Annotated in this window: 12 protein-coding genes; 10 read left to right on the plus strand and 2 right to left on the minus strand. The window is 45.6% G+C overall.

Features of this window, described 5'->3' with window-relative positions; genetic code table 11:
• The first annotated feature begins 71 nt into the window (after positions 1-71).
• The 8 genes from MH117_RS21980 to MH117_RS22015 all read left to right on the plus strand — a co-directional run bounded on the left by MH117_RS21980 (position 72) and on the right by MH117_RS22015 (position 7,555).
• Positions 72-1,598 carry a glycosyltransferase family 4 protein gene (locus tag MH117_RS21980; protein ID WP_239332503.1) on the plus strand — a complete coding sequence of 509 codons (1,527 nt, stop codon included), beginning with the start codon at positions 72-74 and terminating at the stop codon, positions 1,596-1,598.
• A gap of 36 nt (positions 1,599-1,634) precedes the next feature.
• Positions 1,635-2,726: a non-hydrolyzing UDP-N-acetylglucosamine 2-epimerase gene (gene wecB / locus MH117_RS21985; RefSeq protein WP_239332505.1), complete on the plus strand. Its 1,092-nt coding sequence runs from the start codon at positions 1,635-1,637 to the stop codon at positions 2,724-2,726.
• Positions 2,719-3,702, plus strand: a complete 984-nt coding sequence (locus MH117_RS21990; protein WP_239332507.1) for a polysaccharide biosynthesis protein — start codon at positions 2,719-2,721, stop codon at positions 3,700-3,702. The genes wecB and MH117_RS21990 overlap by 8 nt, the downstream gene beginning before the upstream one ends.
• Positions 3,702-4,532 carry an SDR family oxidoreductase gene (locus MH117_RS21995; RefSeq protein WP_239332509.1) on the plus strand — a complete coding sequence of 277 codons (831 nt, stop codon included), beginning with the start codon at positions 3,702-3,704 and terminating at the stop codon, positions 4,530-4,532. Before MH117_RS21990 ends, MH117_RS21995 begins: the two co-directional genes overlap by 1 nt.
• Positions 4,514-5,479, plus strand: a complete 966-nt coding sequence (locus tag MH117_RS22000) for an NAD-dependent epimerase/dehydratase family protein (RefSeq protein WP_239332511.1) — start codon at positions 4,514-4,516, stop codon at positions 5,477-5,479. The genes MH117_RS21995 and MH117_RS22000 overlap by 19 nt, the downstream gene beginning before the upstream one ends.
• Positions 5,480-5,483: 4 nt before the next feature.
• Positions 5,484-6,203 (plus strand): glycosyltransferase family 2 protein, encoded by a 720-nt coding sequence (locus MH117_RS22005; protein WP_239332513.1) that lies wholly within the window; start codon positions 5,484-5,486, stop codon positions 6,201-6,203.
• A gap of 330 nt (positions 6,204-6,533) precedes the next feature.
• Positions 6,534-6,965, plus strand: coding sequence for a hypothetical protein (locus MH117_RS22010; protein ID WP_239332515.1), 432 nt, complete (start codon positions 6,534-6,536; stop codon positions 6,963-6,965).
• Between the two features lie 2 nt (positions 6,966-6,967).
• Positions 6,968-7,555, plus strand: a complete 588-nt coding sequence (locus MH117_RS22015; protein ID WP_239332517.1) for a hypothetical protein — start codon at positions 6,968-6,970, stop codon at positions 7,553-7,555.
• 122 nt (positions 7,556-7,677) lie between these two features.
• Here MH117_RS22015 and MH117_RS22020 read toward each other — a convergent pair whose 3' ends face one another.
• Both MH117_RS22020 and MH117_RS22025 read right to left on the minus strand, forming a co-directional pair.
• Positions 7,678-9,429 (minus strand): hypothetical protein, encoded by a 1,752-nt coding sequence (locus MH117_RS22020; RefSeq protein WP_239332519.1) that lies wholly within the window; start codon positions 9,427-9,429, stop codon positions 7,678-7,680.
• A gap of 5 nt (positions 9,430-9,434) precedes the next feature.
• A complete protein-coding gene (locus MH117_RS22025; RefSeq protein WP_239332521.1) occupies positions 9,435-10,316 on the minus strand; it encodes a hypothetical protein in 882 nt (293 codons plus the stop codon).
• A 629-nt stretch (positions 10,317-10,945) separates the two neighbouring features.
• On the opposite strand from MH117_RS22025, the gene MH117_RS22030 reads away from it, so the two are divergent.
• Complete coding sequence (locus MH117_RS22030; RefSeq protein ID WP_239332523.1) at positions 10,946-12,718, plus strand: vWA domain-containing protein; 1,773 nt, start codon at positions 10,946-10,948, stop codon at positions 12,716-12,718.
• An 11-nt stretch (positions 12,719-12,729) separates the two neighbouring features.
• The gene (locus tag MH117_RS22035) at positions 12,730-16,119 is read left to right on the plus strand and encodes a tubulin-like doman-containing protein (RefSeq protein ID WP_239332525.1); all 3,390 of its coding nucleotides are present in this window, start codon (positions 12,730-12,732) and stop codon (positions 16,117-16,119) included.
• Positions 16,120-16,122 lie beyond the last annotated feature (3 nt).

A 16,122-nucleotide genomic window follows, 5' to 3' on the forward strand; every position in this document is an offset into this window, starting at 1 on the left:
CTGTAGTACTCTTGGCGAAGGAGGTGAACCTGCTCCTGTTCCCCGACTGTCGGTAGAATAGGCACTTACAAATGAAACCAACGATCGTTTGTTTCTCCCACTTGTGCAACACCTCTTATATTACAGGAGCTGAGAAGCTGCTCTTGTTCCTGCTTCGTGAATTATCTCCTCGCTACAATTGCGTGCTTATCGTTCCACAGGAGGGCATACTTGCCCGTGAAGCTTGGGAGGCTGGCATTGCTTATCGCGTTCAGCCCTGTCCTTTATTTTACTCCATGGTTCATCCCACTCCCTCGATGGATGCCGAACTGGAGGAACTCAGGCATCAAGCTGAGTATGGAGCGCTTGTTCGTTTATTGCAGGATATACAACCGGATTATGTATTAACAAACACAAGTGTACACGTTGTTCCTGCCTTGGCGGCGAAATCGTTGGGTATTCCTATATTATGGCAAATAACAGAAGTCATTACAGACAATGAATTTACCTCCAAAGCCGCTGCGATTGTCCATTCGTATGCAGATATGGTTATTGGCATATCACATACGACTTTATATCCATTGCCGCATTCCGCTCTTCCACAAGGTCCTTTTCCTCCTCATTATGTACTTCCACCTTCCTGGCATATGGCTGCGTTAGAGCCTTTAACATGGCTGCACCATCGATGTGAGCAGCGTACTACACTTGGTCTTTCGGACAGAGAGGTCCTGATTGGCTATATCTCCTCATCTATTAATTGGAACAAAGGACTGGAACATTTTGTTGAAATGGCGCTGCGACTGTGCGCAATCGATGAAAGGGTGCGCTTTGTCATCCTGGGTGATCCTGTAGACGAAGGCTACATGGAGCATTGCTTGCGGAAGATTCATGAATCTTCCTATGCAGGCCGATTTCAGCACATTCGATTTGAGCCCATTGTGCAGCGGATATATCCCGCCATGGATATTGTAGTCATACCAAGCTTGATACCTGAAGGGTTCGGGATGACAGCATTGGAAGGATTAATTTTTGGAAAACCGGTAGTTGTGTACCGATCAGGTGGACTTGCGGAAATTGCCGAGGCGACTGGCAATGCAGCCTTTGCTGCTGAACCGGGCAGTGTGGCGCATATTACGGACATTATAACTGGATTACTGCATAATCCGGCAGAAATGAAAAGGGTAGGCGAGAGCAATGCACTGGCGGTGCAGCAAGTATATGGCATAGAGCAGTGCCGAGCCAGACTACATCACTTATTTGTTCAGTTGATAATGGCCCAACCAAGTCTGTTCTATGCGATCCAAGGGAGCTCGCACGATGTTTTTATCCGTGATGGAATGATATATCGCCGTGCGATCAGCCCAAGTCAGCTTAGGTCGCTTGGAGTAAGTGTGGTCAGACGAGTTACCGATGAGGTGCTCCACGATCTTCCTAAAGGCGATCCACTGCCAAAGCGGCGCAAAGTGAGACGCAGACTAAAGAGGTATTTACGAGGCAGGTTACGCAAAAAACGGCGTCTATCTCGTAAGACCATGCTGCGGGTGAAAAGACGTAAACGCGGATCTAAGCAGGGAGTGCGTGTTCGGAAAGGTCGAAGACGGCTTCGTATCCGCCGCTAGCCAGCCTATATAAATGACAGGTGGTGACTTGTCCTGATGCGTATAATGACGATTTTAGGTACGCGGCCCGAAATTATTCGCTTAAGCCTCATTATGAAGCGGCTAGACGAATGTGCGGAACGGCATGTGATTGTCCATACCGGTCAAAACTTTACGCGTACACTAAATGATATTTTTTTTGAAGAGATGGAGTTGCGACAGCCGGATTATGTGTGTCACCACCAGCAGCACTCCTTAGGCAGCCAATTGGCGACCATATTTAGTGAAGTTGAGCGCTTATGCCTTACTGAACGTCCTGACCGAGTACTTCTGCTAGGGGATACGAACAGTGCGTTAAGTGCAATTGTGGTAGAGCGGCTTGGCATTCCGGTTGTGCATATGGAAGCGGGCAATCGCTGCTTTGATTTGCGTGTCCCGGAAGAGAAGAATCGGCGAGTAATCGATACGATCTCTTCTATTAATATGCCTTACACCGAGCAAAGCAAAAAAAACTTAGTCAAGGAAGGAATACCAAGCGAGCGAATTTTACTAAGCGGAAATCCTATCTACGAAGTATTGCTTCATTATAAGCCGCACATCGATGCTAGCAATGTGTTAGAACGCCTAGCGTTGAAGCCACAGCAATATTTTCTTGTAACGGCGCATCGAGCTGAGAATGTAGATAATTCAGAAGCACTTCTGCAAATTTTGACCAGTCTGAATCGGTTAGCGGATACCTATCAACAACGTGTTATTTGCAGCATTCACCCACGCACCAGATCTAAAATGGATAAGCAGGTCAACCTCTCTTTGCACCCCTTGGTAGAATTTTACGAACCGTTTGGCTTCTTTGATTTCGTTCACCTCGAACAGCATACACGTTGTGCGATCACTGACAGCGGCACTGTGCAAGAGGAATGCTGCATCTTTCAAGTCCCGACTGTAACGATCCGTCATACGACGGAGCGACCTGAAACGGTTGATTGCGGGAGTAATATCGTAGCAGGAGTAGTGGCCGATCGTATTATGGAGGCTGTCGCAATAACGCTTTCTATGCCTGCATCTTGGGAATGTCCGGTCGGATATACAGTACCCCAAGTATCCCGCACCGTTGTTAAATTTCTGCTTGGAGGGAACATAGATGTTTAAACATAAGCGAATTCTCGTGACTGGGGGCACCGGTTCATGGGGGCAAGAATTAATCCGCCAGTTGCTGCCGCAGCAACCGCAGGAGATTATTGTTTTCTCTCGCAATGAATCGAGTCAGGTCGCAATGAGCCGCGAATTTGAAGATACACGACTCAGCTTCTGTATCGGTGACATTCGGGACAAGGAGGCACTGCATGCGGCTTGCCGGGGAGTGGATTATGTATTTCATCTTGCCGCACTTAAGCATGTGCCCGTTTGTGAGGAACAGCCCTACGAGGCGCTGAAAACCAATGTGATCGGTACACAGCATGTCATTGAAGCGGCAATTGAACACAATGTCTCCAAAGTTATTTATATCTCCACTGACAAAGCTGCCAATCCTTCTAATTTCTATGGCATGACGAAAGCGATTGGCGAGAAGCTGATCGTATATGCCAATCTGCTTCGTTCCTCCACTCAGTTCGTATGCGTACGTGGTGGAAATGTGCTCGGCACGAACGGAAGCGTCGTTCATTTGTTCAAGGATCAGATCAAGTCCAAGCGAGAGATTGGCATTACAGACAAACACATGACACGCTTCTTCTTGACTTTGCAGGATGCTATTAAATTGTTGTTTAAAGCAACCGCGAGCAGTCATGGCGGTGAAATCTATGTCATGACGATGCCGACGTGCCGTATTATCGATCTGGCTGAGGTATTAATAGAAGCTTCTGGTGAAGAACAAGTGCGTATTGTGGAAAAAGGAATTCGACCGGGTGAGAAAATACATGAAATTTTGATGAGCGACTACGAAAGCTTAACAACAGTTGTGTATGATGAGCAGTATTTTGTAATCCTTCCTACACTTGAAATAGTGGGATTACACGAAAAATATGCACAGTATGACAAAGTCCAATTCTCTAGCTTCAGCTCAGAACGAAATGTAATGAACAAAGATGATATTCGGGAGATGTTGGAGCGGGGAGGATTTCTGTAATGAAAATGTTAATAGTCGGCGGAAATGGAATGGCGGGGCATATGCTGGTCCGCTATTTCCGTCAGCTTGAAGCGTATACCGTCTTCTACACCTCTCGTGATCCGTCTGATGAACAATCGCTGTTGCTTGATGTGACTGACGTAGAGCAGGTGGATCGTGCGGTTGAGCTGGTCCGCCCTCATATTATCATTAATGCAGTAGGTCTTTTAAATGAAGCCGCAGAACGAAATCCCATCGAAGCTTATCAGGTCAATAGCTTCTTGCCGCATCGTCTGCGGCAAAGAGCTGACCGAATCGGCGCCAAGGTCGTGCATATAAGCACGGACTGCGTCTTTTCTGGAGCGCAGGGAGGGTATATGGAGTCGGACGAACCTGACGGAGTCTCGATGTATGCCGTGACCAAAGCGCTGGGTGAATTAAGAGATTATCCTCCACATCTGACGCTGCGCACTTCTATTATTGGTCCTGAAATTCGTCCGCATGGGATCGGCCTTCTGTCCTGGTTTATGCAACAGAAGGGGACAGTTGCAGGTTACAAGAGTGTCTGGTGGAACGGTGTGACGACATTAGAACTCGCCAAAGCGATTCAATATTATTTGAATAGCACATGCACAGGTCTTATTCATTTGGCCAATCCCACCGTCATTAACAAGCACGACCTGCTCGGCCTGTTCCAATATACGTTTAACAAGCAGGACGTGACGATAGTCCCTAACAAAATGCCCGAAATCGATCGGACGTTAGTCATTAGCAGATCAGATGCATTGTACCAAGTGCCTGATTATGACATGATGCTGAAGGAGTTGGGAGAATGGATGGGCACCCCTTGATCGGCAAAAAGCTGCTTCTCACGGGTGCATCTGGATTTACTGGCTATCATGCGTGCCAACACTTAGTGGATTCAGGCATCGAGGTGGCAGCGTTGGTTCGCAAGCCTGCTCCTGGGCTTACAGCAGTTGGAGCAGATGTATTCTTATGCGACATGCAGCAGGAAGAACTGGTTCAACGCATCGTAGAAAGAGTCCAGCCAAATTATGTACTGCACTTAGCAGGTATGAACGCCGTAGCAGCATCGTGGCAGTATCCGACTCGTGCGCTGCACGTTAATGTGATGGGAACCGTACATTTGCTGAATGCACTTCGGCAGGTGCCGGATGCGAGAAGTGTTATTGTTACTTCCAAGCTCAAAGCCATACTGGACCCAACCGTTCCCCCCGCACATCCATACTCGTATAGCAAGGCGCTGCAAGAGTCTGTCGTTTTGGCGTGGTCAGCTATGTATGGTCTTGATGTGATGCTTGCGGCACCTTCAAACTTAATTGGCCCTGGCCCATCAACTGGCATCTGCTCGCTGCTCGGCAAATACACGGCGGAACGAGAGCGGGGGCATCTTGATGCAGCATTCAGCTTGAGCGCCAAGCATGACAAGAGAGATTTCCTGGATGTAAGAGATGCAATTGCGGCCTATGAAGAAATACTCTGCCATGGGGAACGAGGAAAAACATATCGGGTGGAAAGCGGTCAACAGCGGACGCTAGAAGAAGTAGCTGCCTTATATCGCCGCTTGGCATTGGTAGATCTGCCCTTGCATTGGCGAGAAGAGGGGACATCGTCCTCTAGAAGTTTAGCTGGCGCCTGTCAGACTGGATCAGGTGATACCGATGGCAGTCTCGATATGACGAGCCCAGAGCTCAAAGCATGGGGCTGGCAGCCGAGGCGCCCATTTGAACATACTGTTGCTGATATTCTAAATTATTATAGAGCGCAAGAGAGGTGACGGCATGCAGCCACTAGTCACAGTTGTTATTCCATTTTATAACGATCCTTATGTGGATCAAGCGATCAACAGCGCTTTGCTGCAGACTTATGCTCAAGTTGAAATTATTGTGGTGGATGACGGATCTGTGAGGTATGCAGATCGGGCAACTCGTTATCAACCACGTATATATTATTTAAGCAAGGCCAATGGAGGAACGGCAACCGCTTTGAATCATGGTATTAAGTATGCCACAGGCAAATATATTGCGTGGCTCAGTTCCGATGATTTCTTTTACCCTGATAAGATCAAGCAACAGGTTCAATACATGGAAGAGCGAGGAGCACATATCAGCTTTACAAACTTTGATTACATTGATGCATTTAATGGCGTGACAAAGCACCGTGCGGCTACAACGTTCCATAACGTGATCGAATTTTATGAAAGTTTCTTTCATAGCAATCCGATTAACGGCTGCACGGTCATGATGAGCCGCAGGCTGTTGGATGTGGTTGGCTGCTTCGACGAGGCACTTCCATTTACACATGACCTGGACCTATGGTACCGGGCCATGTTAACCGGGTTTGAGTTCCACTATATTGATACGTCATTAACGGCTTATCGTTGGCATGATGCGATGGGTACGATGCGGCATCGAGAGGCCATTATCCAAGAGGTGGCGGCGACGAATAGTCGTTATCACGGTCGATTGGCTGCTTTTATTAAACAGCTGAATATCAGATGAGATGGGATTGGCAAATACGGAGCAGAGCAGAAATGGAATAAAGATCGGGGATAGAATTTAAAAGAGAAAGCGTAACATTTGTGAGGCCTCCAAATGCTGCGCTTTCTCTTTTAGTCATAGTGATATTGGCTCCTAGTCGAATTTTTTCTATATTCTTAGAACTTAAGTCTTTTGAACTATAACATTATTTTTGGGTTATTATGGTATTGTGTATCTAACCATAGTTGGCCAACTTAGGGAAGAAATATTTAACTATCATATGTTTTTGAATTATGCGAGAGTGTTGATAAGTGTGCCTCATTAAACTCTTTGTTTGGGAGGCTTTTTTATATGGTTAAAAAAATTATTATTATTTTTGCTGTATTTTCTCTAACATTAACGAGTATGGCGTTTGCCCAAGACGTGCAGGTTCGCTCAAGTACTGTTCCTGAATACCCAGAAACAATTTTGGAGCAACAAAAATATCAAGAAGAGTGGAAAAATTCCAGAGTTGAGGCTTTGTCGTTAGAAGGATCGCGTGAACATATTTCTAATCAAAGTTCTACAGTTGAATTTTCTACGGTCGTTCGACCAGGATATAAAGGATATATAGAAAAGTACTTAACAGGGGCATATTCTGGTGGTTCAGGCGAATGGAAAAAATACAAATTTGCAGGTGGAGTTGGTGAAAATCCATATATCGGATTGTATACTGAGACAGGAAATGCTTGGACTGTTGTAAAAGATAAAGTTAATTACAAGGTACGCGAGGTTAAAATTTAAAGATGATATCTAAAAGGTCTAAACTATTTTACTTTTGTCTAGCGATCGTATTAATATGTAGTGGATGTGTCAACAAGAGTACCTCTAATGCATCTCCCCACCAAGTATTAGCTCCTAAGAATGATATTCTGAGCATCTTTCAGTTCCAGCAGCTTGCCGCGAGTATAGAAAAAAATCTTATCATACCTGGATTTAAAATAAATGGAAGTACCCTTGGCGACAATACGATTATTGCAGTTGAAAAAGAACTTTCTTTTGATAAAAGGAGTTATTTAACAACTAATGGCATAGAGACTGGGCAAAAAACGCAAGAGCGGATTACATTTACTAATGATAGGGATCATTATCTGGTCTTTCTTGATGTTATTTACTTAAACAATTATATAGGTAATGATCTAGTATATTGGAAATTGGCAGATGAGAAGTTCAAGGAAGAAAAGACTTACTCCAGATTTAAAGATTCTATTATTTCATACAAAAATATAATAGTGAAAACAACAATCGTTTCTCAAAATGAAGAGCTCGATTCATTAAAATTAATTGAAGTAGATAACTCCATCGTTAACTTTCTTAAAGGTTATCAATCTTAAGCAACTTAAAAGCTGACGCCCAAATACATGGCGTCAGCTTATTTTAATTGTTAAAATATATTCCATTTTATAATAGAGATGGTTGCACTAGATCATCCTGTTACACCTGTTAACATATTTCTTCATTGAACTTTCTCCACTGATTCCACCTGAAAAACGGGAATCTTATGCAGCTCATTGTTGACGTTAAGCTCTGCATATTCATGAAATGAGCCTGTTATCGTGATCTGGCCGGTCTGAAACGGATAAGCGCCTGTTAACTTCACGTAGCTTGATCCCATCTCGCCGTACACATCTCCTCCTTCAATGAGGACGATGTTACAGGTAAACTGCACTTTAACGTTGTAGTAGTTCAGCAGATTCTGTGCCGCGATCATCGTATAATCGGATTGGAAACTCGCTAATTGATAGCTGTTACCGTGTCGTTCATAAACAGCAGTGCGGCCTTCGGCATTCGCAACGTTCGGACTGTAGACGAGAAGTGTGCCGTTAGCGGCTGCTTCATAGCCGTCTGCCTCGAATTGAAACAACGGGATCTGGGTATCTACGCCTACAAAGAAGGCAGTATATTTGGCTTTTCTGGTCTCCGATGTGGATTCGAGCAGTAGTACAGGCTGACTGTTTGTACTTAGATGTTCCTCCAAGCTTAAGCGCCGAATGGATGCGTGTCCCTCTGGCAACACCATGTTCCAAGACTGGATTTGATCGTCATTATCCCACCTTGCATATGTAAGACGGTTACTCGGATCTACGGCAATCACGTACGTCTTGGCACCAAATTGATGCTGGCCGCTAATCACATGTGCGTAGCTTTGATTGCCGCTGAGGGCGGGAAGTAGACGTACGGGCTCTGCAATGGCCCAGGCCAGCTCTGCCGCTTTGATCTCTGCTTTTGTATCCTGATAATCCCCGAGCATTTTGTAGAGAGCAATACCTTGCTGGTAGTTGCCTTTAGAGATGAGTTTCCCTGCTTTTCTCATCCATGCTCGGATTTGATTCCGTAAGTACGTTTCCATATCTGAATCTTTACGGGTGGAGGTCATAAAAGACGTATAATCCTTGGCATGAACGATGAAGGCAGATACTTGATCCCGCCCTACATCCTTCTCCATCATCGTTGCAGCAAGCTTCTTTGTTTTGGGGTACACCCAGTCACTTGTAAAATTAAGCTCTGTATAGACATTTATCAGATGAAGCGCCTCTGACAACATACCTTGAAATTTTCCTGCACTCGCCAGACTGGCGAGCTTAGCTTCATCATATTGTTGAAACTTGGTACTGAGCTGTTGTTCTTTCTTAGCACTGCTGCCGTATATAAAGGCTGGAATGCGCAGCAGGTTGGTTCGGAACGTTTCCTCCTCAAAGCGGCCCTGCTGCATGTTTTCTTTCATTTGTTCATAGAAGCTGAGCTTGAACTGCTGTAAATGTGCAATCATCCGTTCGGACAGCTGCATTGTGCCTGAGATCTGCCGGTAGAAGCTGGCATATTGACTTTTTGGCGCCATATAGGGTCCACGAATCTGTTGGAGCTTGTCATATACCTGCATGAAGACGGCAAAATCCCTTGCTTGCCCAGCATTGTCTGCTTCCTCAGCAATAATGGACAAAGACTGTTTGATCTCGGTAATCGGCGCCAGCTTCTGTAAACGTGCAGCAAGCTCCAGCTCTTTATATTGAAGGGAATGATTCCCGCGTGCTTTCTGATACCAATCTTCTGCTGCGACCAGATCCTTGCTGGCATATAAACGTTCTGCCTCGTTAAACGCCATTATTTTCTGAGTGATCCACACACCTTTGAATCCAATCATTACCACTGCAGTTACACACAGAAATATCATCAAATTTCGAGGGTTTACGACTCGTAACCACGTCATATCAGTTAGCCTCTTATGGACGACTCCTGAAAGTCAGGGTCCCATTGGTATTTTTCTTGATAAATGCGGTGGGCTTCACTCGTTAGTCTGTCCCCCATTTCATGGGGATTTTGTTGAATCATACGATACAGCCGCAAGAACCGGTCCTTTGGCAGTTTGTGAGCATATCTGCGCACAAGGCCAGAGTAGGACAGCACATAACGTTTCATACGAACAGCAGCACCAGCGACTCCCGCGAGAATGTCTTGGCCGTTCTCCAGCCCAAGTATTTCAAGCTCGTAATTTAACACATATTGAAACGCACTGTCTTTGATTAGATCACGCTTAATCTTGGTTAACTCACCGATATAGTCAGCAAGTAAAGGGTCGTAATTGGTAATCAACAGCGGCTCAAGCACCAGGTCCATATCTTTGCGAAGCGCAAAGTAATGAAGCAGCGCAACCTGCTGTAGACGAATCGTATCGTTGTGGAGCAGTGTACTAAGCTCGCGCAGCAGTTCATATGTCAACTGCTTATCGGTATCCCAGTTGGAAAAGGCTGTTTCCCAGTCGCGATACAGATCTTGCCCGAGACGGTCCTGGTCCTGTTGCAAGAGAACAAGCAAGGCGCGGTTCATTTCATGCGTCATGACTTGGCGCTGCACGAACCAGAGCAGCGTGACGAGCAGAAGGCCTGCTGCACCGCAGAGCACCATTTGCAGCAGCGTGTTGCTGAGAAATATGCCTACTAATCCGATAAAGACCGCAATCAGCAGCGAAGTAAGCATGGAACGCTTCGCCGTTGACACAGCATACTGCTCAACGGGAACAAGAGATGATTTGCCGCAAGCAGGGCACTGTTGCTCGTCTAAGGCTGTGAATGTTCGGCATTGTTTGCAAATCGTCAACTTTTGATAAATATATCTTGTAGGTTTGTGTGGCCGAAAATGTACAGGTATTTTTTTCATAGTTATCGTTCGCTTTCGCCATTTAAAATAGTTAAGAGACTGTTGTCTATGTCTTGCTGTGTAGGGGCCGAGGTGCGGCGGAACCAATAGAGGCCGGCCCGTATTGCTGTATATAGAAACAAAATGCCTAAACAACCGTATGCTAACATATAACTATCATTCCTTTTATATTAAGTAAATAGTTCAACGATACAAGATGAAGCGGCAAATATCGATCATATTCTACCACTTGGACGCGAATGAGAGATATGGTTGAACTTTATAGTCCCTGATTATATCATAATGTATGATACGTGGTAGAATTAGTAAATAAATTGTCATATACTACAGGATTGAGACGACTGGTAACTTTTTTTCAGACAATTTTCATATAATCTTAAGAATTAAGAGGTAACGTTATAGAGTCATGTCCTTCATGTGACTTTATGCCTATGAGACTAATGATAAATTACTTGATAAGGGAGCACAAATTGCAGACAACGATTATATATACAGTCGCTTAACCAGACCATCAGCTATCGCTTGCATGCTACTATTAAACTAACATTTCAACCTAAAGGAGTACAACTATGCTTCGTAGAAACGTTCTGAATTATACAATCTGGCTTATGATAGGTTTACTACTGCTGCCGCTTGCTGCCAATCTGCCTGTGGCAAGCGCTGCCCAGCAATCCTCGAAGCTTGACTCTGTTCTTGTCGTAGACGTAAGTAATTCGATGAGTACAAGTGATGCGAATAAAGTGGGCAATGAGGCGATGAAGCTATTTATCGATATGCTGTCTACTGCGGGAGATAAAGTCGGTATCGTAGCATATACCGATAAGATCGAGCGCGAGAAGGCACTGCTTGAGATCCAGTCCGATGCGGACAAGCAGGATTTGAAGCAATTCATCGATCAGTTAAATAGAGGCGCCTATACGGATATTGCCGTTGGCGTCAAGGAAGCGGTAAAAGTGCTGCAGCATGGCGCGGACCCAGGGCATGAGCCAATGATTGTTTTGTTGGCTGACGGTAACAATTATTTGAATGCTAAAGGAAGTCGTACGCAGGCTCAGTCAGACAAGGAACTGAACGAAGCCGTTGTGGAAGCAACAAAAAAGGGGATTCCTATCTATACGATTGGCTTAAATGCGGACGGCAAGCTGAACAAGGAAGCGCTGGCGGGTTTGTCCAAGCAGACGGGAGGCAAGTCGTTTGTCACATCGACAGCTGATGATCTGCCGCAGATATTAAGCGAGATCTTTGCCAGCCATCTGAAACTGAAGATTGTGCCGATCCAGTCCATTACAGCTAACGGGAGTTATCAAGATGTAACGGTTAATGTGCCTAATGCCAACGTCATGGAGGCTAATATCTCGATCATGTCAGCCAAGCCGGTCGATGTGAAGCTGATCGATCCATCCGGCAATCAGGTAGCGATTCCATCAGACGAAGTACAATTATCCCGTTCGAAGAGCTACTCTTTAATGAAACTGCTTCAGCCAGCTCAAGGTGATTGGAAGCTGCAGGTCAAGGGGGTTGCTCAAGACAAGATCGATATTAATCTAGTTTTTAATTACGATTTGGAACTTGCGCTGGAGCCAATCGCAACAAAAAAGTACGAAAAAGGTGACACCGTAGATATTAATGCTTATCTGGTCAGCAACGGTCAGAAGCTCCAAAATAGCGCCTTATACAAGAACATGAAAGCAGTTCTGTCTGTAACCGACCACGATACAGGTAATGTAAAAGAAATCCCGCTTCAAAATAAGGGAGACCGTTTTGAGGGCAGCTACAAGATAGAAGACAAGCATATTTATGAACTGAAGGTCAAAGCAGAGGAGAAAAGTTTCTTCCGCGAAACCAAGCCCGTCACCGTAGATGCGAAGTCGAACGGATTGTCCGGGAGCAAGCCGGATGCAGCCGAAGAGAAGCCGCTGTCGATTTGGTTGATTATCCTCGGTATTGCTGCCTTGCTGGGAGCAGCGACTGGCGCTTACTTTATTGTTGCAGCGGTGAAAAAAGCTAATAAGGGCTTCGTTGGGCAGCTGGTCATCGAGATTCGCGACGAAAATACAGGCGAGAAGTCTTACCCGCAATACAAGAAGCTTGCGGCCTTTAAAGGCAAGTTCACGCTGCATCAAGTACTTCAATTGGCGCCTGAACTGAAGGAGACAGAAAAGCTTATATTTGTGCCTGCACGTAATGACCGTATTCTGGTAAAGAGTGGATCTGCAGGCACGATTGAGAAATCCGGCCGGGCGGTAGATGCTAGCGGCGGGATGGAATTAAAGAACGGCGATCGCATTACAGTGCCGCTGCAAAGTGTTGATAAGACTATTTTGATTGAATATCTCGTATAGGGGGCAATTACATGAAACCGGTAGTTAGAGAACATATTCAGCAGCTCGACGTATCGCTTGGCGGGGGAATCGTCAGCGATAAGATTCGAGTCGAAACGATAGATAATCCGATTCTGATTATTGGACTTGGAGGTACAGGCATTGATGCGCTGCTGCGTTTGAAATACCAAATTAATCGCAGATTTAAGCTGCCGGAAGATCCTTTGTCCAAGAAGAAACGCGAAAAGCCGGACAATGTTGAATTTCTAGCTTTTGAGACGAATGAGCAGGACCGCAGCAAAAAATATAAAGGTATCGGTCTAGATCCGCTGAACGAATTTGTGCTGCTGTCCAATGCCGAGATTGGGGGCTTGCTCCAAAATCGCAGTATTCTGGAGCCATACATTACGGAGTGGCTGTCACCAGAGCTTAGTATTACGGACGGTATGAACGGTGCGGCAGGGGTGCGTCAGGCAGGGCGGCTGTTGCTATTCACGAAGATCAATCAGGTTGTGCAGGCAATAGACAAGAAGATCAAGACGTTATCCGTCGGCACCAACAAAAAGCTGATGGTGTTTCTGTTGTCGGGCTTGTCTGGCGGAACGGGAAGCGGCTGTTTCCTAGACATTTCATATATTGTACGCGGTATTATCGAGCGTGATCACGGTTCTGCAGGCATCGACCGTGTCAATACACTTGGTTATTTGTTCACGCCTGACGTGAACTTATCCAACAAGAGCTTGAGTGAGCATACAAGAGAATATATCAAGAAGAACGGTTATGCTGCACTAAAAGAGTTGGATTACTGGATGAACGTGGACAGCCGTGGTGAAAGATTCCAGCAGAAATACGGCAATATTTTGACTGTTAATTCACCGCTGCCGCCATTTAACCTATGTCATCTCATCTCCGCAACCAACACGGAAGGTAAGCTGTTGGAAAGCGCGTACGATTATACGATGAACGTCACCGCTGAGAACATTACGAACTTTATGGCGAGTGAAGAGAAGCAATCAGGCGAGGAATTCGCCATTCATGACTATATAAGCAACATTCGTACCAACATCGCGCAGATGAACAAAGCGTATCCGGCTAATTACGAATACAACATTATCGGAGCTTCTTCTGCAGTACTGCCGATTGAAGAGATGACAACGTATCTCGGCTATCGCTTATTTAACAAGATGGAGAAAATGTTTGAAAAAGCACCAAGTCAGGAGGAAGTAGAGAAGTTTGCGCGTAAGCTTGGTGTGGACCTCGATTCGATGGTAAAGACATTCGAATCCCGAGTCCCAGAACCGCTCCCAGGGTATGAGAATAGTGAGCGTCTCAGTTATAACAATGTGGTTAAAATGCAGGTCGTAAATCTCGATACAGAGCTGGAGCAGAGCTTCTTAGCCAGGGCACGCGAAGAATACATCAAAGCGAAGAAGCAGCTGCCTGGCGAGATTGTGGGCCAATTCACAGATCAATTGCGTAGAATGTTCCTGCATCCGGAACAAGGACCGTTTTATGTGTCACGTCTTATTTATACGGAGAAGGGCTTCTGTCTGCTAAAAATGCTGTTGTCTTACATTGAAACCTTGCGTGAGAACCTGCATCGTATTCCGCGTGAAATCGAAGCGGCGCAGGATCAGGCGAATGAGCGATTGGGCGACGCAAAAAGTGCGTTTATATCGAAGGATAAAAAGAAAAATATGTATGTTGAAGCCAAGATCAACGAGTATTGGCTGCATGCTGATATTGAACGTACAGAGCAAATGATCGAGTTCTATGAGGATCTGTATGAGCTATTGAACGGTGAAAATAATCGAATTTATAACGTGTTTACAGAGATTCTGAACGCGCTGAATGGCATCTTCGAGAAGAATGGCGATATCTTAATTAACGGTGACGAACAGACCGACCATAAGGGCAATCACACGTATTATTGGAATCTGGTCAGTGTACCTGACATTTCTAAGGTAATCAGCAGCATTATGGAGCAAAAGGAAGTGGATGATCTGATCCGCGACTTCTCAATGGAGCTGTTGAACCACTCGAACCAGTGGATCAAGGAACAGGAGCTGGATATTGTAAGCTCGATCTCAGACTTCTTGTCAGAGAAGTTTGGCGATTTGATTACACAGTCAATGGAAGAATTTTTGATCATGAAGTTCGGCCACGAGGAATCGATCGACAAATTTGTGGAACGGAACATTGCGAGCAAATTGGATGAGGAGGCAGTGCCAGTATTCCATTTGAGTAACAGTTCCGGCAATCTGTACTTCCCGTCATGGGGATTCGTATCGGTGCCAGTGAAGGCGCCAAGCATTCTGAAAGGAATTCGTAATTATCAGAACAATGCAGTTGGCAAGTCCCACTTCACTGTAAAAGAAAGCGAAGTGAAGAACCGTATCTTCTGGCTGAATACACGAAACGGTGTACCACTCTTTGTCTATACGCCGTTGAAGGTATACGAGGAGAGTTACGAGCGGACGATTCTCGACAAGGAAGGCATTGGCCGCCATTTGGTACAGACCGATAAGATGAACTGGACTTATTTACCGTCCCCGATACCGGAGCAATCCTGGGGAGAGACATATATGAACACACGGGTGCAGAAGTACAATGCACGTGTTCGGAACGAATTCGACCAGGCTAAGACGCACAAGGTTATCGTGGAGAAGGGGATTGATCATAATACGAGCAATCGTTATGCAGTCATCTTTACGAAATCATTTGACATGACGCAAGTACTGCAAGGTTATGATCTTCAGCTGACAGCGGCCAAGCCAAATCTCGGTGAAGTGAAACGAGCCTATATCGAATTGAAGCGTTTGCTGAGCGAAGGCCTGGAACAAGAAACAGCAAAGGATATTTTCGGAAGTATCAGTGAAGAACTGGCGAAGGAAAATCTAATTCGTTCACCGGAGCTGATTAAGCGGACGCGCGAGGAACTGGCCAAGTACGCGGCGATCGCTGCTAAAGTGGCGGAATTTGAGCAGCTGCTAGGCCAATATCAGGATGAAGAGAAGTGGCAGGATCATTTCATCGAAGCGTTGTATACGGGAACTGTCGTCAAGAAGGGCGCTCTTTTTGTCTATGATCGTGATGAAGAGGAGGAGGCTTGGGAGCCGCTTGCGAATTTGATGCGTATTCGTGATTATGCGGAGTATGAAGTATACAGTCAGTTCCGTAAGCTTGACGACAAGAGTCGGGGGACGTTGTTGCGCAAGGCATCACGTCGCGATGCAGAACTGACCTCATCTGAGGACGTGTCTCCGCTGCTGATTAAGCTGGAGGAGATGTACGATACATTCAAGGATGCGCGTGACCGTCTGGAACATGAGAAGATCGAATTGGCCAACGGGGAAGAAGCATATCAGTTCTACAAGCAGTTAACCACGAAACTACATGCGATGATTAGAAAGTTGAAATAAGAT

The sequence above is a fragment of the Paenibacillus sp. ACRRX genome (assembly GCF_022346885.1).
Taxonomy (GTDB): domain Bacteria; phylum Bacillota; class Bacilli; order Paenibacillales; family Paenibacillaceae; genus Paenibacillus_B.

What these genes read in the sequence shown, in the direction of transcription:
- MH117_RS21980 (WP_239332503.1), top strand. Translation starts at nt 72, where the DNA reads ATGAAACCAACGATCGTTTGTTTCTCCCACTTGTGCAACACCTCTTAT.
- wecB (WP_239332505.1), top strand. Translation starts at nt 1,635, where the DNA reads ATGCGTATAATGACGATTTTAGGTACGCGGCCCGAAATTATTCGCTTA.
- MH117_RS21990 (WP_239332507.1), top strand. Translation starts at nt 2,719, where the DNA reads ATGTTTAAACATAAGCGAATTCTCGTGACTGGGGGCACCGGTTCATGG.
- MH117_RS21995 (WP_239332509.1), top strand. Translation starts at nt 3,702, where the DNA reads ATGAAAATGTTAATAGTCGGCGGAAATGGAATGGCGGGGCATATGCTG.
- MH117_RS22000 (WP_239332511.1), top strand. Translation starts at nt 4,514, where the DNA reads ATGGATGGGCACCCCTTGATCGGCAAAAAGCTGCTTCTCACGGGTGCA.
- MH117_RS22005 (WP_239332513.1), top strand. Translation starts at nt 5,484, where the DNA reads ATGCAGCCACTAGTCACAGTTGTTATTCCATTTTATAACGATCCTTAT.
- MH117_RS22010 (WP_239332515.1), top strand. Translation starts at nt 6,534, where the DNA reads ATGGTTAAAAAAATTATTATTATTTTTGCTGTATTTTCTCTAACATTA.
- MH117_RS22015 (WP_239332517.1), top strand. Translation starts at nt 6,968, where the DNA reads ATGATATCTAAAAGGTCTAAACTATTTTACTTTTGTCTAGCGATCGTA.
- MH117_RS22020 (WP_239332519.1), bottom strand. Translation starts at nt 9,429, where the DNA reads ATGACGTGGTTACGAGTCGTAAACCCTCGAAATTTGATGATATTTCTG.
- MH117_RS22030 (WP_239332523.1), top strand. Translation starts at nt 10,946, where the DNA reads ATGCTTCGTAGAAACGTTCTGAATTATACAATCTGGCTTATGATAGGT.
- MH117_RS22035 (WP_239332525.1), top strand. Translation starts at nt 12,730, where the DNA reads ATGAAACCGGTAGTTAGAGAACATATTCAGCAGCTCGACGTATCGCTT.